At 67.6% G+C, this 23,024-nt stretch carries 21 protein-coding genes; 6 read left to right on the top strand and 15 right to left on the bottom strand.

The features are described from left to right. Positions 1–87: 87 nt before the first annotated feature. From F0U63_RS23000 to F0U63_RS22940, 13 genes are all read right to left on the bottom strand, one after another. The gene (locus tag F0U63_RS23000) at positions 88–726 is read right to left on the bottom strand and encodes a protease (protein WP_395848051.1); all 639 of its coding nucleotides are present in this window, start codon (positions 724–726) and stop codon (positions 88–90) included. Positions 727–840: 114 nt separating this feature from the next. Beyond that, a complete protein-coding gene (locus tag F0U63_RS22995) occupies positions 841–1,941 on the bottom strand; it encodes a M35 family metallo-endopeptidase (protein WP_395848050.1) in 1,101 nt (366 codons plus the stop codon). Positions 1,942–2,220: 279 nt separating this feature from the next. Next, entirely contained in the window at positions 2,221–3,321 is a 1,101-nt protein-coding gene (locus F0U63_RS22990; RefSeq protein WP_395848049.1) for a M35 family metallo-endopeptidase, read from the bottom strand. A 326-nt stretch (positions 3,322–3,647) separates the two neighbouring features. Continuing rightward, on the bottom strand, positions 3,648–4,298 hold the full coding sequence (locus tag F0U63_RS22985) for a glutathione S-transferase family protein (RefSeq protein ID WP_395848048.1): 651 nt from the start codon (positions 4,296–4,298) through the stop codon (positions 3,648–3,650). 99 nt (positions 4,299–4,397) lie between these two features. Continuing rightward, complete coding sequence (locus tag F0U63_RS22980; protein ID WP_395848047.1) at positions 4,398–4,829, bottom strand: acyl-CoA thioesterase; 432 nt, start codon at positions 4,827–4,829, stop codon at positions 4,398–4,400. 19 nt (positions 4,830–4,848) lie between these two features. Then, positions 4,849–6,159 carry a hydroxyacid-oxoacid transhydrogenase gene (locus F0U63_RS22975; protein ID WP_395848046.1) on the bottom strand — a complete coding sequence of 437 codons (1,311 nt, stop codon included), beginning with the start codon at positions 6,157–6,159 and terminating at the stop codon, positions 4,849–4,851. Positions 6,160–6,246: 87 nt separating this feature from the next. Further along, the gene (locus tag F0U63_RS22970) at positions 6,247–7,902 is read right to left on the bottom strand and encodes a carboxylesterase/lipase family protein (protein ID WP_395848045.1); all 1,656 of its coding nucleotides are present in this window, start codon (positions 7,900–7,902) and stop codon (positions 6,247–6,249) included. Positions 7,903–8,009: 107 nt separating this feature from the next. After that, positions 8,010–9,119 (bottom strand): mannosyltransferase family protein, encoded by a 1,110-nt coding sequence (locus tag F0U63_RS22965; RefSeq protein WP_395848044.1) that lies wholly within the window; start codon positions 9,117–9,119, stop codon positions 8,010–8,012. 74 nt (positions 9,120–9,193) lie between these two features. Further along, positions 9,194–11,416 (bottom strand): caspase domain-containing protein, encoded by a 2,223-nt coding sequence (locus F0U63_RS22960; RefSeq protein ID WP_395848043.1) that lies wholly within the window; start codon positions 11,414–11,416, stop codon positions 9,194–9,196. Next, positions 11,413–12,207, bottom strand: coding sequence for an ActD-like protein (locus F0U63_RS22955; RefSeq protein ID WP_395848042.1), 795 nt, complete (start codon positions 12,205–12,207; stop codon positions 11,413–11,415). Before F0U63_RS22955 ends, F0U63_RS22960 begins: the two co-directional genes overlap by 4 nt. Further along, the gene (locus tag F0U63_RS22950; protein ID WP_395848410.1) at positions 12,204–12,683 is read right to left on the bottom strand and encodes an RNA polymerase sigma factor; all 480 of its coding nucleotides are present in this window, start codon (positions 12,681–12,683) and stop codon (positions 12,204–12,206) included. The genes F0U63_RS22955 and F0U63_RS22950 overlap by 4 nt, the downstream gene beginning before the upstream one ends. A 244-nt stretch (positions 12,684–12,927) precedes the next feature. Continuing rightward, positions 12,928–13,212, bottom strand: a complete 285-nt coding sequence (locus F0U63_RS22945; RefSeq protein ID WP_395848041.1) for a hypothetical protein — start codon at positions 13,210–13,212, stop codon at positions 12,928–12,930. A 129-nt stretch (positions 13,213–13,341) separates the two neighbouring features. Further along, the gene (locus F0U63_RS22940) at positions 13,342–13,767 is read right to left on the bottom strand and encodes a VOC family protein (protein WP_395848040.1); all 426 of its coding nucleotides are present in this window, start codon (positions 13,765–13,767) and stop codon (positions 13,342–13,344) included. Positions 13,768–14,053: 286 nt separating this feature from the next. On the opposite strand from F0U63_RS22940, the gene F0U63_RS22935 reads away from it, so the two are divergent. The 6 genes from F0U63_RS22935 (at position 14,054) to F0U63_RS22910 (ending at position 20,027) form a co-directional block, all read left to right on the top strand. Beyond that, positions 14,054–15,775, top strand: coding sequence for a flavin-containing monooxygenase (locus F0U63_RS22935; protein WP_395848039.1), 1,722 nt, complete (start codon positions 14,054–14,056; stop codon positions 15,773–15,775). A gap of 188 nt (positions 15,776–15,963) precedes the next feature. Beyond that, positions 15,964–16,167, top strand: coding sequence for a hypothetical protein (locus F0U63_RS22930; protein ID WP_043434293.1), 204 nt, complete (start codon positions 15,964–15,966; stop codon positions 16,165–16,167). 135 nt (positions 16,168–16,302) lie between these two features. Continuing rightward, positions 16,303–17,574: a hypothetical protein gene (locus tag F0U63_RS22925; RefSeq protein ID WP_395848038.1), complete on the top strand. Its 1,272-nt coding sequence runs from the start codon at positions 16,303–16,305 to the stop codon at positions 17,572–17,574. Continuing rightward, complete coding sequence (locus F0U63_RS22920) at positions 17,571–18,119, top strand: glycine-rich domain-containing protein (RefSeq protein ID WP_395848037.1); 549 nt, start codon at positions 17,571–17,573, stop codon at positions 18,117–18,119. The genes F0U63_RS22925 and F0U63_RS22920 overlap by 4 nt, the downstream gene beginning before the upstream one ends. Next, a complete protein-coding gene (locus tag F0U63_RS22915; protein ID WP_395848036.1) occupies positions 18,113–19,306 on the top strand; it encodes an MFS transporter in 1,194 nt (397 codons plus the stop codon). Before F0U63_RS22920 ends, F0U63_RS22915 begins: the two co-directional genes overlap by 7 nt. Before the next feature lie 232 nt (positions 19,307–19,538). Next, a complete protein-coding gene (locus tag F0U63_RS22910; RefSeq protein ID WP_395848034.1) occupies positions 19,539–20,027 on the top strand; it encodes a flagellar hook-length control protein in 489 nt (162 codons plus the stop codon). 202 nt (positions 20,028–20,229) lie between these two features. On the opposite strand, the gene F0U63_RS22905 is transcribed toward F0U63_RS22910, so the two are convergent. Both F0U63_RS22905 and F0U63_RS22900 read right to left on the bottom strand, forming a co-directional pair. Continuing rightward, positions 20,230–21,390, bottom strand: a complete 1,161-nt coding sequence (locus F0U63_RS22905; protein ID WP_395848033.1) for a DUF1986 domain-containing protein — start codon at positions 21,388–21,390, stop codon at positions 20,230–20,232. A gap of 299 nt (positions 21,391–21,689) precedes the next feature. After that, positions 21,690–22,793 (bottom strand): Na/Pi cotransporter family protein, encoded by a 1,104-nt coding sequence (locus F0U63_RS22900; protein WP_395848032.1) that lies wholly within the window; start codon positions 22,791–22,793, stop codon positions 21,690–21,692. Between the last annotated feature and the right edge of the window lie 231 nt (positions 22,794–23,024).

Raw genomic sequence — 23,024 nt, 5'->3', positions numbered from 1 at the left:
GGAGATGGCGGCGAGGCACCTTGCCGCGCCGCGTAAAGTCCGCACCATGGAGGATGTGGTGCGAGCGCGCCAGAGACATCGCGCGAATCAGGGCTTGGTGAGCGTCGTCTCGACGGGGGCGCACGTCACCGGCCGGGCGGTCATGACGTCGAACGCGCGCGCCGTGTCGGGCCGCTTGTCGGTGACGTCCATGAGCGGGCCGGGGAACGCGATGCGGTAGCGCCCGGGCTGGCTCAGGTCATAGGCCAGGGCCAGATCGAGCCGTCCTTCCACCGTGGCCCCCGGCGCCACCTCCAGGTACTGGTCCGGCGAGGGCGAGGCGCGCTTCTTCATCGGCCCCTGGTAGGCCACCTCGGCGCCGTCGCGGGTGATGTCGAAGTCACGTCCCCCCACGCGCTCGAGCGGCGAGCGCCAGGAGAGCACGTACAGCGGCGCCGCGGTGCGGTTGGTGAGCTGGAAGAGCAGCTCCACCGGCTGGCCCACGGTCGCGCTCGGCGGCACGCTCAACTTGCACTCCAGGGCCGTGGCCATGGCGGGAGTCTCCTTCTGCTCGGGGGCCTGCGTCTCGGGGGGCGTCTGCGCCGAGGGCTGTGCTGGGGCCGAGGGCTGCGCGGGCGCCGCCGGCTCCGGGGGCTTGCCTTCCGCGGACTCGCGGCGAGACGAACAGCCACCACCACTCAGCGCCAGACAGCACAGCGCGACCCAACCCACATGTCCACGCGTCATAAACAGGGTGTTCTCCTCTGGGAGGGGAGCCCGGAATGGGCCCTCCCCTGGCAAAAAAAAACGGGAGCGTCGCCGCTCCCGTCCCTTCCTTCAACTTCTCTCTGCCCGTCCGCCTCAGTTCTGGGCGGGGTTGTTCTCGGCGATGTACTCGTGGCTGTCCGCGTTGTCCAAGGCCTGGGTGGGGCTGGACTTGGCCAGGCTCTTGGCGGCGCTCTGCCCGTAGGCGTGGTCATCCGTGCCGGCCACCACCGTGAAGTGGCTCATCTCGTGCACCAGCGTGCCCGCCTTGGAGTCCGTGCCCGTGTTCGGCGCGCTCCAGAAGGCGCTGCACACGTAGATCTTGTACGGCTGGGACGGGTACACGTAGGCGTAGGCCGAGTCCGTGCAGCCGCAGTCCACCGTGACCGCCGCGGAGGCGAAGGCGCTGGCGATCTTCGTGAAGTGCGAGCGGGCCGTGCCCACGTTGGTGGACGAGTAGGTGCCGAACCACGTGGTGTAGCGCGCGGTGCCCGAGGAGATGCCGTTGAGGTAGCTCGACGTGCTGCTCGCGTACGTCTTGGCGGAGGCGAACGCCGTGGAGATCTGCGAGGCGCGGGTGCTCGAGCAGTTGCTGGCGGTGGTCAGTCCCTGGGCCGTCACGGCCTGGGCCTGCAGCTCCGGCTCGCGCTCCGCACGGCCCTCGATCCACAGGCTCACGAGGTTGGAGTCGAGGTTCGCGGCGCGGGTGAGCCCCACGTTGTGCTGATTCGTGGACTGGGCGGCGAAGCGCACCGAGTACGTGCCGCTCTCGCTCAGGTCATACATGCCCGACAGGGACGCGGTGCCCGACCGGCTCTCGCCGGGGGCCAGGGTGACGAAGTCCTCGGCCTGGGGAGCGCGACGCTTGATGTGGGGGCCGATGTACGCCACCTCCTCGCCGTTGCGGGAGACCTCGAACAGGCCGGCCTTGATGCCCTCGGTGCCGGGCACGAACCAGCGCAAGAGTTGCACCGGCTGGGAGGACACGTTGGTGAAGGTCACCGTCACCGCCACGTCCTCACTGGCGCTCAGGCTGCTGCTCGCCACCGACAGGCTCACCGCGACGTCGCCCAGGGCCTGCTCGCTCAGCTCGGACGAGGTGTCTTCCCCCTCCATCGGCGCGCCACACGCGCCCAGCAGGGACATTCCGACCACTCCGCCGACCAGCCACTTGAAACCACGCACGTTCTGGCTCACGCAGCAATTCCTTTCAAAAGGACCGGTAGCTTGGCTATCCCGGTGCGAGCATGATAACACGATAACCTTGGATTCAGTATAGGTACTGAAGGACGTAGAAATAGTTCTTAATGTGAACCTGGAGCTTTGAAGGCAAAACGAGATCAGCCCGGCACGGGCCGCGACATCGAGGTCATGGCCTGTAGCATTCCGCACGGACTGAAGTGGGGCGGGCCGCCGGGCAAAAAAAAACGGGAGCGTCTCCGCTCCCGTTCCTTCCCTGCTTGACTGGCCGGCGCCTCAGTTCTGGGCGGGGGTGTTCTCGGCGAAGTACTCGTGGTTGTCCGCGTTGTCCAAGGCCCGGGTGGGGCTGGACTTGGCCAGGCTCTTGGCCGCGCTCTGCCCGTAGGCGTGGTCATCCGTGCCCGCCACCACGGTGAAGTGGCTCATCTCGTGCACCAGCGTGCCCGCGCGGGAGTCCGTGCCCGTGTTCGGCGCGCTCCAGAAGGAGCCGCACACGTAGATCTTGTAAGGCTTGTTCGCGTACACGTAGGCGTAGCTCGAGTCCGTGCAGCTGCAGTCCACCGTGACCGCCGCGGAGGCGAAGGCGTTGTTGATGGCCGTGAAATGCGAGCGGGCCGTGCCCACGTTGGTGGACGAGTAGGTGCCGAACCACGTGGTGTAGCGCGTGGTGCCCGAGGAGATGCCGTTGAGGTAGCTCACCGCGCTGCTCGCGTACGTCTTGGCGGAGGCGAACGCCGTGGAGATCTGCGAGGCACGGGTGCTCGAGCAGTTGCTGGCGGTGGTCAGTCCCTGGGCCGTCACGGCCTGGGCCTGCAGCTCCGGCTCGCGCTCCGGGCGGCCCTCGATCCACAGGCTCACGAAGTTGGAGTCCAGGGCGGCGGCGCGGGTGAGCCCCACGTTGTGCTGATTCGTGGACTGGGCGGCGAAGCGCACCGAGTACGTGCCGCTCTGGCTCAAGTCATACACACCCGACAGGGGCGCGGTGCCCGACCGGCTCTCACCGGGGGCCAGGGTGATGAAGTCCTCGGCCTGGGGAGCCCGGCGCTTGACGTGGGGGCCGATGTACTCCACCTCCTCGCCATCGCGAGACACCTCGAACAGGCCGGCCTTGATGCTCTCGGTGCCGGGCACGAACCAGCGCAAGAGTTGCACCGGCTGGGAGGACACGTTGGTGAAGGTCACCGTCACCGCCACGTCCTCGCGAGCGCTCAGGCTCCGGCTCGCCACCGACAGGCTCACCGCGATGTCATTCACCGCCTGCTCGTTCAGCTCGGACGAGGTGTCCCCTGCCTCCATCGGCGCGCCACACGCACCCAGCAGGGACATTCCAACCACGCCCCCCACCAGCCACTTGAAACCACGAACATTCTGGCTCACGCAGTGAACTCCTCTCATTGATGACCGGTAGATGGGCCAACCCGGTGAGAGCATTAATACACCGCATGACTGGCTTTAGTCCAGACGCGGACCCGTGAAAGGCTTCATTCTTGTTTTCTGATACAAAGACAGACAAGAGGGGTGAATCGCTCCCGTCTGTCATGGAAATCCGCGAATGAAACCAAAAATACACCGCATGACTGGCTTTAGTCCAGACGCGGACCCGTGAAAGGCTTCATTCTTGTTTTCTGATACAAAGACAGACAAGAGGGGTGAATCGCTCCCGTCTGTCATGGAAATCCGCGAATGAAACCAAAACGCGATTGCTACGCGAGTGCGCGCACGTCGGGCCGGTCGCGGTGCTGATCGGCCCAGCGGGAGAGCTCGGGAGGCAGACGCCAGCCCAGGGAGAGGATCTGGGCGGCCACGGGGGCGGTGGGCACACGCGTGGGCAGTGAAGCGAGCCAATGCTCCGCGGTGAACAACCACATGTCCGGCGCGGACCAACCTCGCCGGGAGAAGGTGGGACGCGAGAGCGCCGCGGCCCGTTGACCCAGGGTGTCCAACGCGCGCTGCACACGCTCCACGGCCTCGGTGCGGATGGTCTCCCAGGCCTCGGAGGTGCGAAGCGGGTGATAGCGCCCCCCGATGTCCACCAGGGTGTTCATCGCCACGTCCGCGAGCGAGGCCACCTCGAAGGCGGCGAGGGCCTCGTCGGGCTCGGTGGGCCACAGCGGAGGCGTCGAGGGATAGGCCCGGTCCAGGTAATGGGAGATGGCCGTCGAGTCTCCGATGACCCGCCCATCCTCCTCGACCAGCACGGGAACCGTCTTGAGGGGGGAGAGCCGCCGGGACTCCTCGAAGAACTCGGGCTGGGCGCGCACGTCGCGCAGCTCGACGGTCACCCCCTTGGCGGCGAGGGCGAGGCGGGTACGTCGGGAATAAGGTGAGTGGACGATGTGAAAGAGGATTCTCATGGCGCGGGAGTATAGGGTGCCGCGCGCCCCGTTCGACCCCTTTGGGCGGTGGACACGTTCAAGCCGTGAGGCACCGGGGGCCACCCCGCCCCCACCCGTTCACGCCGGCAGGAGCCGCTCGAGCGCCGCGCGCAGGCGCTCGGGAATGGCGACGGCCTTGCGGGTGTGCCGGTCCACGAAGACGTGCACGAAGTAGCCGTGGGCGGAGGCCCGCTCCTCGCCCTGCTTGAAGATGCCAATGCCATACGTCACCGAGCGATTGCCCAGCTTGTCCACGCGCAGCCCCGCCCGGAGCGCATCCGGATAGGCGAGCGGCGCGTGGTAGGAGCACTTGGACTCCACCACCAGGCCGATGACGGGGCTCGCGAGGATGTCCAGCCCTCCCTCGTGGATGAGGTAGTGATTGGCCACCGTGTCGAAGTAGCTGTAGTAGGTGACGTTGTTGATGTGGCCGTAGGCGTCGTTGTCCATCCACCGCGTGGTGATGGGCAGGAAGTAACGGTAGTGATGGGTGGTCTCGGCGTCGGACACGGGCGTGGTCTCCGCGGGGTTACCAGTAGCGCAACGCCTGGCGGAACAGTCCGGAGAGCACGGGCTTGCTCATCTCCCGGGGGGCGTTCTGCAACAGGCGCTGTTGGGGAAAGGCACCTTCGGTGAGGGTGTCGACATCCGCCTCGGTGTACCCCACCCCGCTCAGCCCGTTGGGCATGCCCACCGCGCGCATGAGCTGGAGCACCCGACCCGCGAGCACCTCTCCCGCGTCCGCGGGTGTGGCCCCGCGCACGTCCGCGCCCAGCCATTGCGCGGCTTCCAGGTGCCGCTCGGGACTCACCTCCGCGGTGTAGCGGAACACCGCCGGGGCATTGACGATGACGGCCATGCCGTGCGGCACCAGGGGCTCCTCCTGGGGATAGCCCGAGGGCCGGAAGTCGCGCACCGCTCCCGCCACGGCGTAGGCCATGCCATGGGGCGCGTGGACTCCGGCGTTGCCGAACGCGATGCCCGCCAGCGTGGAGGCCCACATCAACTGCTCGCGCGCCTCGGAATCCTCCGCGTCCGCCACCGCGCGCTCCAGGTACTGCCCCATCAGGCGCAGCGCCTCGCGGCAGCCCAGATCGCTCCAGGGGTTGGCCCCCTGACTCATGGGCCGCAGGCTCGGCCGCGCGGGCGCGGGGCGGCGCACGTAGGGCCGCGCCGTATAGGACTCCAGGGCGTGGGAGAGCACGTCCATCCCACTGGCCGCCGTCACCTCGCCGGGCAGGGTCGCGGTGCAGTCCGGATCGATGAGCGCCTCGGTGGGCCGCAGCCGGGGCGAGGCGATGCCCGTCTTCGCCCCCAGCGACAGCAGATCGAAGATGGTGATGCCGGTGACCTCGCTGCCCGTGCCCGAGGTGGTGGGACAGGCGATGTGCGGCTTGAGCGGACCGGGCACCGCGCGCCCCTCGCCCACGGGCGCGTTGACGTAGGCGAGGAAGTCCGCCGGGTGCGTGGCGTAGAGGTTGGCGCCCTTGCAGGTGTCGATGACGGAGCCCCCGCCCAGGGACACGTAGCCATCCGGCCGCGCCTCGGCGGCGAAGCGCGCCGCCTCCAGGAGGGATTGGTCCGTGGGCTCGACGTGCACGTGGGTGTAGATCACCACGTCCAGGCCCGCCGCCTTGAGCGACTGGAGCACCGTCTGGAAGAACGGCAGCCGGGCGAGCCGCTCGTCCGAGAACAACGCCACGCGCGTCATCCCGAGCGCCCGGGCCCGCTCGCCCACCTCCGCCAGGCAGCCCCGGCCGAAGGTAACGCGCGAGGTGTCCACCGTGAAGGCCGAGTCACAGCCCTCCGCGACCGTCTGATAGTGATGACAGCAGCCCATCTCTCGTCCTCCTGGGGAAGCTCGCGGACTGTAGCGCGAACCAGGGGCCGCTGACGCCCGGAGGAAGGAGTCCTCCGGGCGCCGGACTCACTTCGTGAGGACTTCCCGCCAGAGCAGGCGCTCCTCGCGTCCCGGATCGTTCCGCACCTCGGACTGGAGGTTGAAGATCATCGTGGCGCGCCGCTCCGCGTCATAGGCGGGCCACTCGGGGATGCCCGGGTGCTGGGGATTGCCCGAGCGGGCGAAGGCGATCCACGCGGTGCTCATCTGATCGGCGAGCCCCGCGCGCTCGGGGGCGCGGCCGGTGAGGCTCGGCATCAGCTCCAGGTTGTCGAACACGAAGGGAATCTCCAGGGCATGCGTGGCCTTGAGCCGGCCCTCGAGCACGGGCGTCTCCCAGTTGAACTGGTACACGTAGACCGGGGCCTGCTGGGCGGCCTTGCGCTCGGCGACGAGGAGCGAGGGCGCGCGGAACATGTCGCTGCCCGCGGCCATGAGCACCTCCTTGGCCGAGGCCTCGGGCAATTGCTTGCGGTAGTGATCGAAGAGCGGACCGGCCGCCTCCCCGGCGATCCGGCCCATACCCATGCGCGCCATGCCATCGGTCATGAGCGACGTCTGTCCGTAGAGGAAGAGCGTCATCTCGTCCTTGTTGGTGCCGATGAGCAGCGGCACGCTGGCCGAGATGGCGGGGGCCTCGGGATCGAACGGATGGCCGGGCAGGACCTTCCCATCGGCCACGGGGGTGAAGGGCGAGTTGAAGCTGAACGAGCCCCGGTTCTTCTTGAGCAGCGCGGTCTGGGCGTCCAGCACCTTGTCCACGGGAAGCTCCTGCAGCGCGGCGAAGTCGCCGGGCTTGAGGCCGAGCTCGGCGAGCACCTCCCCGGCCTGCGCGACCGCCGGCTCGGGCGCCAGCCCCTTCAGCATGGCCCCGCTCTGGCTGATGGCGCGGTGGAACAGCCCCTGCGCCGTGGGCATGGCGAGCAGGAGCGTCACCTTCATGCCGCCGCCCGACTCGCCGAAAATGGTGACGTTGCCCGGGTCGCCGCCGAACGAGGCGATGTTGTCGCGCACCCACTGCAGCGCCGCGACGATGTCGAGCATGCCCGCGTTGCCCGAGGAGGCCCACGCCTCGCCGGCCGCGGCGCCCGGGTACAGGTAGCCGAGCACACCCAGCCGGTGGTTGAGCGTGACGACCACGGCGTCGCCCCGCTTGGCCAGCGCGTTCCCGTCATACAGGGCGGCCGAGCCGGAGCCCTCGACGAAGCCCCCGCCGTGCAGCCAGACCATGACCGGGCGCTTGCCACCATCCGCCACGTTGGGCGTCCAGATGTTGAGGCGCAGGCAGTCCTCGCTCATCTCCTTCGTGTCGGGAGTGACGAGCGCCGAGACGACCTCGCGGGCCACGTTCGCGCCAATGGCGCTGCGCTGGGCACAACGCGGGCCGAACGCGAGCGCGTCCTTCACGCCGCTCCACGACTCGGGCCGCGTGGGGGGCATGAAGCGGTTCTTGCCCGAGGTGGGGCCTCCGTAGGCAATGCCCTTGAAGACGCGGATGCCGTCGAGGGTGGCGCCACGCACCTGACCTTGAGCCGTGTCCGCGATCACCGGCCCCTGATCCTGGGCCTCCCGAGCCTTGTTCTCGGAGCGAGGGGTGTGGGCACAGCCGCTCGCCAGGACACACGCGAGCAGGCCCACCAGGGCGGATGAAGCAGACACCACGGACGGACGACCAGAACGCATCGATTGTTCCTCCTGGCGGGGCGCCATAGCAGAAGCACGGGCCCTCCCCCGACGGAGAAATCGGCGCGGACGTGGTCGGGTTGTCCTCTGTTTATCGATCGCCGGAGTCAGTAGGCCCAGAAGCCATTCACGAAGCCGTGGGTGATTTTGTGATTGGCCCAGAAGGCGAGGATCGCCAGGCTCCAGCGCAGCCATGCGGGGCGCGCGGCGAGTGCATCGCCCAGGAGGAAGAGCACCGGGAAGAGCACCGCGCCGAAGCGCAGGGCATTGGCGAACTCGCCTTGCGGCAGCATCACGGCGAACGACAGCACCCCATAGAGGCCGAGCGGCCGGTTCACCCGCGCCAGGGCCACCGAGCCCCCGAGCAACAGGAAGGAGAAGAGGGCGCGTGGAATCTCCCAGCGATCCCAGTCCTGGTGGGGGTTGCCCAACCAGAGCGTCCGCAACGCACCCCACACCGAGTCCACATGGGGCCAGCTCGACTGGGAATGGAGGTGCGCCAGCGGATCTCCCGACGCCCGCCACTCGAAGAGGATCATCCCGCCATACGCCGCGAGCGACAGGAACCCGAGCCCGGCGAAGCGGAGGAAGCGCTGGCGGGCACTCCCCGGAACGCGCTCGGCGAGCAGGAGCGCCGTGACGATCGCCACGAACACCCCCTGGTTGCGCGTCCACACGCACAGGCCCGCGAACACCGCCGCCCGCCAGAAGTGCCCGTCCCAAGCGCAAGCGAAGGCACCGAGCGACAGCAAGAGGAACAGCGCCTCGGTGTGGTGCGAGTGCAGGGCGAAGCTGGCCGGACTGAAGAGGAAGAAGAACCAACCCCAGCGTGTCCTGGGCTCGAGGGGCGAGAGCACCTCCCGCCGTGAGGCCCGCCAGTGCACCCAGGCGACGAACGCCATCAGCAGGCCCGTGGACAGCACGCAGCCCAGCACCTGCGGGGGCACCCCACCCCCCAGTGCCCCGGACACGAACTTCACCATCATCGGGTAGAGCGGCAGGAAGGCCCACAGCGGCGTGGCGTAGCCCCGCGTCACGATGGTGCTGTAGTGCTCCGAATCCCAGTGGTCGAGGCCCGCGAGCAGCGGAAAGCCGCGATGCCACGCCGTCCAAGCCCACAGCCCGAAGTGGTGCACCAGCAGGAGGGCGCACAGCCCCCACACGAACCGGGCCGAGGGCCGCGCTCCGGCCGGTACCTCTGGTGCACTCTGTTCCATGCGCGCCGCACGCTAACGGGAGCCCTCGGAACGGACAACGCGGATGTCACCCGAGGCGGTTTTCCACCCTCCGCTCAGATGCGCAGGCCGAGCTGGATGCCGGGCCAGTACTGCATCGAGCCGCCCTCGCCCAGCGGACGCTCGCGCGCCGTGAACCGCGTCATGTCGCGCCGCTCCTCGGGCGAGAAGGCGAAGTAGACGTTGTACGTGGGCGCGGCGAACACCGCGAGCCGCGGGAAGATCTGGAAACCCACCATCGCCCGGGCCTGGGCCAGCAGGTTGCTCCCCTCGAAGGGCTCGCGGAGCAGGTGCACGCTGCTGCCCACCGCGTCCACGTCCACCCAGAAGCGCGTGCCCAAGGGGATGTGCACGCCCAGCCCCACCCCCAGGCTGTAGCGCTGGAGCCGATCCGTCGGATCGAAGCCCGCCACGAACGTGGAGTACACGTGCCGGCCGCCCAGCTTCACTCCCACGTTGGTGAGCTGGATGTCGCTCGACCACAGCTCCAGGTGGAGCTGCCCCTGCTTCACGAAGGAGAGCAGCCCCACGGGCGCGCCATGCACCTCGTCGGCCACGTTGATGAGCCCCACCTGCGCGCCGCGCACCACCTTGCCCACGTTGACGATTCCCACCTGTGCGCCAGACACGTCCCCGCCCACGTTGACGAGTGAGAGCTGCAACCCCGAGACGCTCCGCGCCTGGTTGACGGCCCCGCTCACCTGGAAGCCCGACATCGTCCCGCCCACCGTGTTCAACAGCCCCGCGATCTGGCCTCCCGTCATGCCCCCGCCCACCGTGTTCACTCCCCCCGTGAGCTGCACGCCTCCCTGCTCCTGGCCCGTGACGTTGAGGAGCGAGGACACCTGCACGCCCCGCATGCTCGCCCCCACCGTGTTCACCCCTGCCGTGAGCTGCGCGCCGCGCTGATCCCGGCCCGTGACGTTGAGGAGCGAGGACGCCTGCACGCCCCGCATGCCCCCGCCCACCACGTTCACTCCCGCCGTGGCCAGCACCCCGTCCGCCTCGTCGCCGTAGGCGTTCGACAACACCGACAGAGACGCGCCGCCCTTCAGCGCCGTGGCGTGGTTCATGAAGCCCAGCGCCCATCCGTTCTCCACCTCCGCGCCCCGCGCGAACCAGTCATTGCTGCTCACCCCTGGCACGATGCCGAAATTGAAGGCCAGACGCCGGCGGCCGGGGACGGCCTGCCCCACCTCGTCCACCGGACCGCCCCGCGACACCGTGGCCTCGCCCAGCACCGAGGAGAAGCTCGCGGACACCAGCTGCGTGCTCCGGCCCTCGGAGAGCACGAAGGCCGCCTCGGACAAACCGCCGTCCAGCTCGCGCCGCACCCGGTAGCGTCCGGGCGCCAGGCCCAGCTCCGTGGAGCGCCCCGCCACCTTCATCACCTCCACGACGAGCCGCCCCGCCTCGTCGCGCACGAAGAGCCGCCCCTCCAACGAGTCGGTCAACACCAGCGCCGCGGAGGTCGCGCGCAGATCGGTCATCACCAGGTCTCCCGTGCCCGCCAGCTCGATGTCGTAGGCCGGGTGCTGGGCGCCGCGCTGGGTGCGCTCGGTGCGCGAGAGCGTCTCGTGGAAGGCGAACTGGTAGGCCTCGTTGAGCGTCACCCGTCCATCCCGCGTCATGTCCGCCGCGCCCCGCAGCCCGGAGATGAGGTGGTGGGTGAAGAAGGAGCCCCCCAGCCTGTCCGACTCCTGGGAGGCCTCGTCCTCGCTGGACGAGGTGAGGATGGCCTGCCCCGTCACCCGGCTGCCGGCATCCACGAGGAAGGCGGGCCGCGGCGAGCCGCCCTTGCGGCGCGCGAAGGCCCCCGAGGCACAGGAGTCCAGCACCGCGATGCGCACGTCCGCGGGCACGCCCTCCAGGGCGCGGCGCAGCTCGCCATACGTCAGGCGCTCGCCCTGGAGCAGCAGCCCCGTCTCGTCCGAGTGCCCCGAGTAATAGAGAAGTACCTCCACCCGGCTCGCCCCCGAGGCCTTGGACGACGCGACCAGGCGCTTCATCCGCTCGAAGCCCTCGAGCAACCCGGACCGGCCCGTCTCCAGCAGCAACACCCGATCCGAGGCAGCCACACCGCCCAACTCCCCCAGCACCTGGGAGAAGGACTGGGCATCGGTGGCGGCGTAGCGCAGACGCGTCCGCTCGGGCCCTCCGTCATTGACGCCCACCAGGAGCGCCAGCCGGCGCACCCCCGTGTTGGCGGGCGCCGCATCGGCCACGGTGGAGACCAACAGCAGGGCCGACCACAACAGGACTGAGATCATTCGGCTCATGGGGAACTCTTTTCGAGGGTGAAGGACACCTGCCGGAAGCGCTCGGCGAGCGGGAGGAGCGCGGTGCGCGCCCCGTCCGACGTGGCGAGCACGCGGGCGGGGGCGAGCACCTCCTCCAAGGAGAAGGGATCGTCCGAGGTGACGAAGAAGAAGCGCTCGAAGGCGGGGGCGTCATCCAGCGCATAGGCCTGGGGCAGCGCGTGCGTCCCCGAGGGCTCGAGTGGCATGGCGTCCAAGCCACTCTCGGGGGCATGGAGGGTGACGGTGCCCCGGCCGTCCACGGAGAAGATGACGCCGAAGCGGGCCCCCGCGGCCACGTAGGAGACCTGCACCACGTCCCCTCGTGCGGCCAGGGCCCCCTGGGCGAGCGCCTCCGGGCCCTGGGCCGCCAGGCGGTGCAGACCGAGCTGCGGCGGCAGACCCTTGGTGCGGGTCTCCTCGGCGCGCTCTCCCTCCAGCTCTCCTGGCCTCGTGCCGGGACGCGCCACCACGAGCAGGAGCACGGCCAGCACGGGCACCAGGGCGAGCGCGGGACGCCACCTGAGCCAGGGGCTCGCCTCGAGTGAGCGAGCCTCGGCCCGCCGGGCGCGGCGTTCCACCTCGCGCGCCACGACGGACGGGGGCAGTTGCTCCAACAGGGCGCGGTTGTCCGCCTCGAGCGCGGCCAGACGGGCCTCGCCCTCGGGCTCCTGGGCCAGACGGGCGCGGGCCGCGGCCAGTTCTTCCGGAGGCAGCTCGCCCAGGGCGATGCGCTCCAACAACCAATCCGGGGTGCGGTGGGGGGAAGTCATGCGGCCTCCAATTCCTGGAGCACGGTCGAGAGGGTCCGGAGGCGCTTGCGCACCCCGGAGACGGACAACCCCACCTCGCGGGCGGTCTCCTCCAGCGTCATCCCATCCACCAGGTGGAGGACGGCGATGTCCCGGCTGGAGGCGGGCACCCGGCCGAAGAGCCAGTCCAGCAGGCCCCTGGCCTCGGCGCGTGCCCCGGTGTCCTCGGCGGAGGCGATACGCAGCACCAGCTCGTCGTGGGCGTCCTCGGGGCGGCGCCGGGCGCCGCGCAGCCGGTTGAGGCACACCCGCGTGGCGATCTGATGGAGCAGGCTCGAGGGAGCGCTGTTCCTCAAGTCCTCCCGATGACGCAGGAGCTGAACGAATACGTCGTGCATGGCATCCACCGCCTTCTCTTCATCGCGCAGGAGGAAGCGGCAGCGCCGGAGCACCTGGGGGCCGTAACGGCGGTAATAAGCCTCGACATCGATGGCCAACGGACTGACGCCTCCCTCTTTCGGCGGCATGGAACACCGCGTCCGGAAGGATCCGTCACTCCCCTTCTTCTTTTTTTTTCGCGGGGGACGCCCTCCCCCCGGCGCGAGGCCACTCCAGGCCCGGGCGGAGCGCCCATGGGCCGAGGGCCTTCACGAAGGGGGGACGTGACGAGGGGCCACGCCGCACGAGGGGCATGGCCTGGGGCTCCCCGCTCACCGGCGCGGGGGACCGGAGCCCTTCACTTCACTTCTCGGCGTTCGAGGACTCGGGCGGGCACTCGCCCTGCGACGAGGACTGATCGGCCGACCCATGGCCGTGCTTGAAGTGCCGCTGGTAGGGCAGCTCGTTCGCGCTCGAGCGAGCAGCCTGTTGCTCATCCGAGCAGTTGGCCAGGGTCGTCCCCTGTCCGTGCTTGAAGTGCTGGTGGTAGGGAAGCGCGTTCGCGCTCGAGCGGGAGGCTTGTTGCGAATGCGAGCAGCCGAACAAGCCCAGGGTGGTGACGGCGGTGCACAGGATGAGCGTCTTCATATGGGACCTCCCTTTTCTCAACAGCCTCCTCGACCTAAAAACGTCCTGTTTTCGGGTCAAACCAATCGATCGGTGTGAGATGGAAGGGAGTATCCACTCCGTGTAGAAGAACTAATCTCGTCGGCGCGCCTACTGCTGCCCCGCCGCGGCCTTCGGGTCCATCCACATGACTTCCCAGTGGTGGCCGTCGAGATCGTAGAAGCTCCAGCCGTACATGAAGCCCTGGTCCTGCGGCTCCATCGCAGGCTTGCCGCCCGCGGCGATCGCGGTCTTCACCAGCTGCTCGACCTCGGCCCGGCTGGAACAGGACAGCGCGAACAGGCCCTCGGTCTGGGTGCTCGTGTCGCAGATCTTGTTCTTCGTGAAGGTCTTGAAGAACGGCTCGGCCAGCAGCATCACGAAGGCCTGCTCGCTGATGATCATGCAGGCGGCCTTCTCGTCGGTGAACTGCGGATTGAACTCGAAGCCGAGCCGGCTGAAGAACTCCATCGAGCGCTTCAGGTCGCGGACGGAGAGGTTGACGAAGATCATCCGGGGGGAGCGGTTCGCGGTCATGGGTGCCTCCAACAAATGGGGTTCGCGGGTGTAGACCCCCGGAGGGCGACAAACTCATCGGTCACCTGGAAGAAAATCGACTGACGCGGCGTGCCATGCCTCCCAGGCGGATGTCGATCCATTGCGTCTGACATTATTTGTCTTTCGCAACCATCATGGGTGCCGGGCAGTCCACGGGGCATTTTCCGGCGAAAAAATCTTCCGTGATTACCCCGGAAGTCCTTTGCACAAAAACCAATCGCCCTAGCATGCCCGTCGCAACCGCTCACCGAGTGGAGACGACCACATGCCAGACGCGCAGTCGAATCGATTGAAGCCCGGAACGGAGCCCGCCAGCCACTTCGACGCCGTCATCGTCGGCGCCGGCTTCTCGGGCCTGTACATGCTCCACCGCTTGCGCCGGCTCGGGCTGTCGGTCCGGGTCTACGAGGCGGGCGGCGACCTGGGCGGCACGTGGTACTGGAACCGCTACCCGGGGGCGCGCTGCGACATCGACAGCATGAACTACTCCTACTCGTTCTCGCACGAGCTCGAGCAGGAATGGAAGTGGACCGAGCGCTACGCCACCCAGCCGGAGATCCTGCGCTACCTCAACCACGTCGCGGACCGGTTCGAGCTGCGCCAGGACATCCAGTTCGAGACGCGGGTGACGACGGCCGTCTTCGACGAGGCGGCGCACCGGTGGGCGATCCAGACGGACGGCGGCGCCCAGGTGTCCGCCAGGTTCTTGATCATGGCGACGGGGTGCCTATCCGCCACGAAGGTGCCTGACTTCAAGGGGCTCGACACCTTCCAGGGCTCCTGGCTCCACACGAGCCGCTGGCCGCACGAGGGGGTGGACTTCACCGGCCAGCGCGTCGGCGTCATCGGCACGGGCTCGTCCGGCATCCAGGTCATTCCCATCATCGCCGAGCAGGCCTCCCACCTCTACGTCTTCCAGCGGACCCCGAGTTTCAGCGTGCCCGCGCGCAACGCGCCCCTGGACCCGGCCTACGTGTCGCAAATGAAGGCGACCTATGCCGAGTACCGGCGCAAGGCCCGCGAGACGCGTGCCGGCGTCATCATGGAGGTCAACCCCAAGTCCGCCCTGGAGGTATCACCCGAGGAGCGCGAGCGTGCGTACCAGGCGCGCTGGGAATACGGCGGCACGTCCTTCCTCGCCACGTTCTCGGACGTGATGGCCAACCGGGACGCGAATGAGACCGCCGCCGAGTTCGTCCGCTCCCGCATTCGAGCCACGGTTCGCGACCCGGCCGTCGCCGAGGCCTTGTGTCCCCGGGGCTATCCCCTGGGGACCAAGCGCATCTGCGTGGACACGAACTATTACGACACCTTCAACCGGGACAACGTCACCCTGGTCGACGTCAGGGCCTCGCCCATCGAGGAGATCACCCCCACGGGACTGCGGACACAGGGCGCGGAGTACGCGCTGGACCGCATCGTGTTCGCCACGGGCTTCGATGCCTTCACGGGCGCCTTGTTCAACATCGACATCCGGGGCCGGGCCAACGCGTCACTGAAACGCAAATGGGCCGACGGACCGCGCTCGTACCTGGGCCTGTCCATCGCCGGCTTTCCGAACCTGTTCACCATCACCGGCCCCGGCAGCCCCTCCGTGTTCGGCAACGCCATCGTCTCCATCGAGCAGCACGTGGAGTGGATCACCGACTGCATCACCTACCTGCGGGAGCACCGCCTCGAGTGCATCGAGGCCACCGCCCAGGCGGAGGACGAGTGGGTCGCGCACGTCAGGGAAGTGGCTGGCCGCACGCTCTACCCCCTGGCCAATTCCTGGTACATCGGGGCGAACATTCCCGGCAAGCCACGCGTCCTGCTGCCCTATGCCGGCGGCGTCGGGGCCTACAGGAAGAAGTGCGAGGCCATCGCGGCCCAGGGCTACGAGGGCTTCACCCTGACGCGAGCAGGAGAAGCGTTTCCCACGCCCCCTCCCCTCCCGTCTTCTCGGATTCCCAGTCAGCAACAAAACCCGCAACTCATGAACTCATGACAATTCGCGTCATCATTGAAATAAAATAACTCCTTGACCACCATGTCATTGGTCCTTAAAACAAACATGCGACCAGGAAGCCAGAGAGCCGGTCCGCCCGGTCGTGGAGCACCCGATCGCAGCGGGGTGCGAGCAGTGGAAGTGTGGTCAATCACGCATCATCCACCAGTCCATTCTCGGAGGTTCAAATGAAGCACTTGATTCGCCAGCTCGCCCAGGATCAGCTGTGGAACCAGTGGGTCGAGGCCAACTCGCCCGCGGAGGCGGTGGACGCCGGTTGCATCTCCGGTCCCGCGAAGGCTGGCTGTATCTCTGGACACGCGAAGGCTGGTTGTATTTCCGGCCCCGCGAAGGCTGGCTGCATCTCCTCCAAGGCGGGCTGCATCAGCTGAGAGGCTTGTCCTGGGTCGCGAGCGCGGCGGGCACATGCTCGTCCTCGTGGATTTCCGCCGCGCTCGCGGCCCTTTCAATGGGTGGGTGCAACGCTTCTGGATGGCCCGTTCGACTGTCTTCCCCAGACTCAACCGATGAACGCCCATAAACAGACTTTCGCCGAGATGATCGATCAGGTCCGGGACATCCCCATCTATCGCCCGTCGATCGAGCAGGGGTACTTCCCGATCCTGGAGAAGCCGGAGATCGCCAGGGGCTTCCCAGGCAACTGGATGACCCCGAGGCTCGCCGAGGCCCTGAAGGAAGGCGCGGCGGAGTTCGTGCTCTCGACGGGAACCAACCACGCGCGGATGCAGATCATCCGCCCGCCCTTCTTCCTGTTGAAATCGTATTACCAGCTCTGGAGCGAGCATCCCGACATCTCGGACACCTGGAAACAGGACTGCCAGCGCGTGTCGATCACCACGGTACTGGCGACCGAGCACGTGGCGCGGCTCAACGCGAGGAAGCGCGGCGCCGAGCCCTCCGCCCTTCCGAGCCTCGAGGAGCGGCGGCTCGATCCGCGCACGCTCTATCTCAACCTGCGGCTCGACCCGGCGCTCTGGGAGCGCGGCGAGGTGGAGCGCATGCTTGAAGAGCTGCGCGTCATCCAGCAGGCGCACCCGCGAGGCTGGTATCACCTCGACTGCGACAGCTACCACCTCGCGCAATTGGTGCGGAAGGCGTTGGACTGGGGCCTGTGGCAGCACTTCCCGAAGCCGGCCAGCATCATTCACGCCTACGAGTACACGCCGAGGAACGTCCAGCGCTTCCTGCAGCGGCACTTCGAGTGCCCGATCATCGACCTGTTTGGCAGCACCGAGCTGGGCTATCTGTATTACAATGATCGTCACGGACGGTACTGGCCCTACCTCGACAAGATGCACCTGGAGCTGATCCCCGTCGAGAAGGGCAGCAGGATCTACAGCATCATCGTCTCCAGCCTGCGCAACCCCTACATGCCGCTCATCCGCTATCGCTCGGGCGATTGCGCCGAGACGAGCGATGGCTCCCCCGATCCACTGCGGATCCGCCGGTTCTGCGGGAGGGAGAAGGAACTGCTGCGGCTCGAGCCTGGGAGGGTGATCTCCCAGGCCGATCTCGACGACTGGATCGCCGACGCCACACCTTCCATCTTCGTCTATCAGCTCCACCTGGAGGCGCCCCGGCGGGCGCGCTTGCTGTACACCACCTTCGACGGCGGGCCCATCGAGCCGGCCGCGGCGCAGGCGCTGCGGCGGGGAATCCTGGAGGCCACCGGGCTCGAGTGCGTTCTCGAGCATCGCGAGCACATCGCGATCGGCAAGTCCGGGAAGTATGCGTGGCTGGTACGGGAGGATGAGATGACTGGACGAGGTGAGCCGTGAAGCCCCATGCCGCCAAGGTGACGCCCGCCGCGCTGAAGGCCCTGCTCGGAGAACCCCTCTACTCCGGCGTGGTCCGGCACTTCGTGCGAACCACCGGCGAGGAGCCCGCGTACGTCGAGCGTCAGCTCCTCGAATGCCTGAGGTACCTGTATCTGCTCTCGCGCTACCCCGAGCGGCTGGTCGGGCTGTTCCTGCCGGTGGAGCAGGCCATCGACGAGGTCTGGCACTATCTGATCCTCCAGACCCGGGAGTACCGGGAGCTGTGCGAGGAGCGGCTCCCGGGACGTTTCTTCATCCACCACCGCAGCCTGCCGTACGAGGACTACCAGCAGGGGCAACCCAACCGGGAGCGGATGCTGGAGGAGGCCTTGCGCTGGCTGCCGCTGTACCGCGAGGAGTTCGGTCCCTTCGACGAGGGGGCCCTGCCGCACTGGACCATGGTGCGCTTCCTCCACCAGAGGATGGGCCTCTCCCTGGAGGAGATCGCGGCGCTCGAGGAGGAGGCTCCGTCCTCGGCGCCACCCGACGCGGAGCGCGCGTGTTGAGCCTTCGCGTTCCGTGGGCCGCGTCCGCTCCGTCCCTCAACACGGGCGTCCTTCTGCTGTGTCAGGTGGTGGGGATCGCCAGCGTGGCCGCGATCCAGTTCGTGGGCGGCCTGGTGGGCAAGGGGCTCGCGATGGACATGCGGATGGCGACCCTGCCGGTGGCCGTGCTGGTGCTGTCCGCGTCCCTGGGCACCTGGCCCGCCAGCCAGCTCATGCGCCGATTCGGACGCAAGCCGTGCTTCATCGCCGCGGCGCTGCTGGGAGCCGGCTGCCTGGTGCTCGCCGCGCACGCGGTGCACCAGATGGATTTCTGGCTGTTCTGCGCGGCCGTCCTGGGCGTGGGCCTGCAAGGCGCCTTCGTCCAGCAGTACCGGTTCGCCATCCTCGAGGGGCAGCAGAGCAGCAGGGCCCCGGGCCTGCTGATCCGGATCCAGCTCGCCAGCGCCGCGGGCATCATTCCCGGTATCTCGCTCTTCAGCCTCCTGGAGGGAAGGACAGCCGACTATGTGCCCTGGGCCCTGCTGACCCTGGCGCTGCTCCAGGTGCTGGGCGCGCTCGCGTTGGTGCTGTACCAGCAGCCCCAGGCCACGCCCGTGGCGGCGGCCTCCACCGCCTCCGACGCACGGGCTCGCGAGTTGTATTGGCCGATGGTGGCCATGGGCGCTGGCGCCTTCCTGGTGATGAGCCTGCTCATGGTGCCCACGCCCCTGCAGATGTGCGGCGTGGAGAAGTACATGATCCGGCAGGCGAGCTGGGTCATCCAACTGCACCTGCTGTGCATGTACCTGCCGTCGCTGTCGATCGGCGCCCTGCTCAAGCGGATGTCGATCGCACGGGTGCAGGGATTGGGGCTGCTGTTCCTGCTCGTGGGCTTCCTGGTGAGCTGGGTCCAGGGATTGGGCGGGCACCTGATCGGGCTGGCGCTGGTCGGGGTGGGCTGGTGCTTCGTGTTCGTGACCGCGACGACCCTGGTGGCGCGCAGCCGCTCGGGCGCCGAGTCCTTCCGCGCCCAGGGCATCAATGATCTATGCGTGTTCGCCGCCAGCGGCCTGGCATCGCTGACGTCCGGGGCCCTGCTGTCGGTGCTGGGGTGGAATGGCCTGGTGCGCCTGGGCCTCGTGCTGGTGCTGGGGTTGATGGCCCTGTCCTGGCAGATCCACCGTCCACGGCCTCACGCCGTGGCCTGATCCACCGCGAGACGCTGCCCCTGGCTGGAGCCGGAGGCGATGCCGGCGTTGACTCGGCCATCCGCTCGGGAGAGAGCGGATGGCTCTTCTTCGACATGAGGCGCATTTGCCCGTGCCCTCAATAAGCCTATGACTGTTCACTCGGCCAGATTAGGGTGGATTTTGTTCTTGGAACTTGGTTCTCGGTTCTGGATGATAGGGCGCGAACACCACCCCAACGAGGAGTAACGGCATGAACCGAGTGCTGTTGTCTGGAGTTTTGTTGTCTGTCTCTTTTGCCCTTCCGGTGGAGGCCTCGGGCGGCAGAGGCATGACGTGGCTCAAGCGGAGTCACTCGTCCACATACGGTGTGGATCACGTGGGGTGCGATAATGGAGTGATATGCAACGCCTACTCTGGTGATACGGCCTGTACCACGGCGCTGCCGGTCCTCTGTATCAAGCGGGACGGCTCACCCACCCCCAGTGGTTTGGCGACGGACTACTACAATGGGTGGGTGGGCGGACACATCGCGACGACTCCGCCAGTCCAGGGCATCACACTGACGAGCCCTACCGTCGCTGATCAGATCTGCGCCGCCAACCTCGGGGTCGGCTGGCGGATGGCCGAGTTCCACGACGGCGGCGGTGGGTGGAACTGGTATGCGTACGGCAACGTGCGTGATGACATGCGCTTCTGGGTCCACATCAATAACCAGCCGGCGAACTGCTGGAATCCGTGAGCCTCACGACTCCTGACACCAGAATGGGGGGCGACGGGAATTGAAGCCGCTCCGCCCTCGGAGTCAGGACCAATGCGACCCGGACACCCATTCGCGGCGAAGAGGGAGTCCGTGGCGCCTGTCTTGAAGAAGGAAGATGCCCCGAGCAGGCGCGGGAAGCGCCGCTCGAGGCTTTCAATCCTGGTAGGACCGTGGAGCGCGCTCAGTAGGAGGTCGCGTGCACCCTCAGGCCCGAGAAGGCGAGGTAGCCCTGGACCGAGATGAACCAGGTGCCCGCCTCCGGGTTGGGGATGCTGCAGGTCTCATCGTTGCCATTGGCGTACGGCCGGCAGGTGAAGCTGCGCTCCGTGGGCTGGGCGCCGTGCTGGACGTAGAGATCGGCATCACCGGTGCCACCCGAGATGTGCACGTTGAACACCTTGAGGCCGGACGGAATGCTCACCCGGTAGTGCTTCCAGGCGCCCTCGCCAACCGACTGGTTGGTCGTGTTGAGGCGGATGGTGGGTGACTTCTTCAGGAAGGAGGAGATCCACGGCTGGAAGTGAGAGACGCGTGCGTACAGGCCGGGATAGGCGGGATCCGCGCACCCTTCGCCCCAGCTCACCACGCCCGCGAGCACCTTGCCGCTGCCCTTGCTCACCACGAGCGGGCCGCCGCTGTCTCCCTGGCACGAGTCGATGCCGCCCACGCCGATGATGCCCGCGCCGAGCTGATCCGCGGTGATGTCCTCCGGGTACGCGGCGTCGGTATCCTCGTGGGAGAGGAGGGGCACGTCCACGGCCTGCAAGGTGTCCGGAGAGGAGCCGTTGTAGGAGAGGTCGCCCCAGCCCGTCACGGTGGAGATGACCCCCGGATCCGTCAGACCCGCCGCCTCATCCTCCGCCGTCGCCAGCGCGATGGGCGCCACCTTGCCGTTGAAGGTGAGCGGCTTGGACAGGTGCAGCAGCGCCACGTCCTTGCCCTTCTTCACGCCCGCGAAGCCCGGGAAGGAGATGACGTCGTCGACGAAGCGAATCTGTCCCTCGCGCTCCATCGTGCTGAGCTTGGAGCTGCCCGCGGCGATGCGGACCGTGCTCGGAGAGGTCACCGCGAAGCCCCCCTCATAGACGCAGTGCTGGGCCGTGAGGATCCAGTGCTCGTTCAGGATGGAGCCACCGCACAAGGGGCCACCCCACGCGTACTGGAAGGAGATCTGCCAGGGATGGGTGGAGATGCTCGTGTCACTACCGCCGACGATCTCCTGGCGATCCGAACCCAGGGATTCCTGGGGGGCCACGGCCTCCTCGGGACCGCAGCCGATGAACAGGGCCGTGCTGGCGGTGCCGAGAAGGAACATCTTCCGGACGACGTGATGTGGGAACATGGGGGCTCTCTTCTTTCGGGGGTGAGCAGCATCCGGGTGGTTGGCCCGGTTCGAAAACGTGCCCCTCGCGGAGCACGCACGAAGGATGGGCGAGAGAAACACCGACCCCACCCCGATCCACCAGCCCTCATGCAACTCTTTCTCTCGCGCGGGAATCCAGAACAGGTAAACGTTTTACCTGAAGCCTGTCAAGCGCCCCCCAAGGGATGATTCCTTCTCATCCTCCTTCCTGATGTCTTGGAATCCAGGTTCTTCATTTCAAAGAAAGCGGTTGCAACGGTATGGATTAATCAGGTTGTTCAGGCATTCTGCTCCCGGGAGAGGACTGACGGCGAGGCGGAGTCCGTGCGCCGATCCGGGAGCAGCACCTGGAGCGCCCGGTCGATGAGGGGCACGAAGCCGATGAACAGGAGGACCCCCAGGACGTTGAAGATCACCTGTGCGTTGGCGATCTGCCGGCCCACGCTGGCTCCCCCCGAAACCCATTGGGCCAGGCTCATGAGCTGGGACACACACAGGATGCCGAGAACGGCGGTGATGAGATTGAAGAGGAAGTGGAACACCCCCGTGCGGATGGCCTGACGGCTGCGCCCGATGGTGGCGATGAGCGTGTCCGCGACCGTGCCGATCTCCGCTCCGAGCATGATCGCGACCCCCGTGGGCAGTGAGATGAGCCCTTGGCTGGCCAGCGTCACGATGATGGCCATGGTCGCCGACGAGGACTGGATGATCAGGGTGAACAGCGCCCCCACGGCCGCGCCCATCAGCGGGTTGGCGCCCAGCTCCCGCATCCACCGCAGGAAGGGCGCGTGGTCCTTGAAGGGCTCCATGGTCTGCTCGATGAGCTCCAGCCCGAAGAACAAGAGCCCCATTCCAAACACCATGCGCCCCACGTGCTTCCACCGCTCGCTCCGGCCGAAGGCGAGCAGCAGCGCCCCCAGCGCGAGGCCCACGGGGGCGTACTTGCTGATCTGGAAGGCGACGAGCTGCGCGCCGAACGTGGTTCCGATGTTCGAGCCCAACACCACGCCCAGGGACTGGATGGCGCTCAAGAGGCCCGCGTCCACCAGGGCGATGACCATGATGATGGTCACCGAGGACGAGTCCAGCACCGTGGTGGCCGCGGCTCCGGTGAGGACGCCAGCGAAGCGGTTGCGGGTGAATCTTCCCAACAGGCGCCTGGCCGGCTCCGTCGCGAGCGCCTTCAACGCCAACGCCAGACGCGAGACGCCATACAGGAAGAGGACGAGCCCCGCGGTCAACCCCATGGCGATCTCCAGGGGCTCGGGCCCCGTGGTGCCTCCCTCCGACGCGGCGGCCCACCCGGCAGCCGGCGCCAGCACCACGAGGGGCAGGAGAAGAATCGCTGTCTTGTGGACAGACCAGGGGAAGAGGGCGCGCAAGGGTATTCCTCCAGCGGGTTCTGACCAGAGATAGGTCCGCCCTTCCCCGCGGGTACGGGATGGGATGTGCCATTTGCGTCAACTTCGTGTCTGCTCGCCCGGCAAGCGTTGGAGCGGGACGCGCCGTGAGAACCCCGTGACACAATAGACATTCATGACATGTGAACCGCCATTGGCGGAGATTTGACGCAATTGGAGCGCGAGGAGTCCGGGGATTGAGGCACCTTGCGC

This window comes from Cystobacter fuscus (assembly GCF_044360685.1).
Taxonomy (GTDB): Bacteria; Myxococcota; Myxococcia; order Myxococcales; family Myxococcaceae; genus Cystobacter; species Cystobacter fuscus_C.
The sequence above is the reverse complement of the archived record's forward strand: the minus strand, read 5'-3'. Positions and strand labels throughout refer to the sequence as shown.

Bases quoted from the DNA above. Each gene is read 5' to 3' on its own strand.
- F0U63_RS22930 (WP_043434293.1), top strand. From the start codon at position 15,964: ATGAAGCACTTGATTCGCCAGCTCGCCCAGGATCAGCTGTGGAACCAG.
- F0U63_RS22960 (WP_395848043.1), bottom strand. From the start codon at position 11,416: ATGAGCCGAATGATCTCAGTCCTGTTGTGGTCGGCCCTGCTGTTGGTC.
- F0U63_RS22935 (WP_395848039.1), top strand. From the start codon at position 14,054: ATGCCAGACGCGCAGTCGAATCGATTGAAGCCCGGAACGGAGCCCGCC.
- F0U63_RS23000 (WP_395848051.1), bottom strand. From the start codon at position 726: ATGACGCGTGGACATGTGGGTTGGGTCGCGCTGTGCTGTCTGGCGCTG.
- F0U63_RS22975 (WP_395848046.1), bottom strand. From the start codon at position 6,159: ATGGGCTGCTGTCATCACTATCAGACGGTCGCGGAGGGCTGTGACTCG.
- F0U63_RS22965 (WP_395848044.1), bottom strand. From the start codon at position 9,119: ATGGAACAGAGTGCACCAGAGGTACCGGCCGGAGCGCGGCCCTCGGCC.
- F0U63_RS22945 (WP_395848041.1), bottom strand. From the start codon at position 13,212: ATGAAGACGCTCATCCTGTGCACCGCCGTCACCACCCTGGGCTTGTTC.
- F0U63_RS22955 (WP_395848042.1), bottom strand. From the start codon at position 12,207: ATGACTTCCCCCCACCGCACCCCGGATTGGTTGTTGGAGCGCATCGCC.
- F0U63_RS22905 (WP_395848033.1), bottom strand. From the start codon at position 21,390: ATGTTCCCACATCACGTCGTCCGGAAGATGTTCCTTCTCGGCACCGCC.
- F0U63_RS22940 (WP_395848040.1), bottom strand. From the start codon at position 13,767: ATGACCGCGAACCGCTCCCCCCGGATGATCTTCGTCAACCTCTCCGTC.
- F0U63_RS22925 (WP_395848038.1), top strand. From the start codon at position 16,303: ATGAACGCCCATAAACAGACTTTCGCCGAGATGATCGATCAGGTCCGG.
- F0U63_RS22970 (WP_395848045.1), bottom strand. From the start codon at position 7,902: ATGCGTTCTGGTCGTCCGTCCGTGGTGTCTGCTTCATCCGCCCTGGTG.
- F0U63_RS22985 (WP_395848048.1), bottom strand. From the start codon at position 4,298: ATGAGAATCCTCTTTCACATCGTCCACTCACCTTATTCCCGACGTACC.
- F0U63_RS22910 (WP_395848034.1), top strand. From the start codon at position 19,539: ATGAACCGAGTGCTGTTGTCTGGAGTTTTGTTGTCTGTCTCTTTTGCC.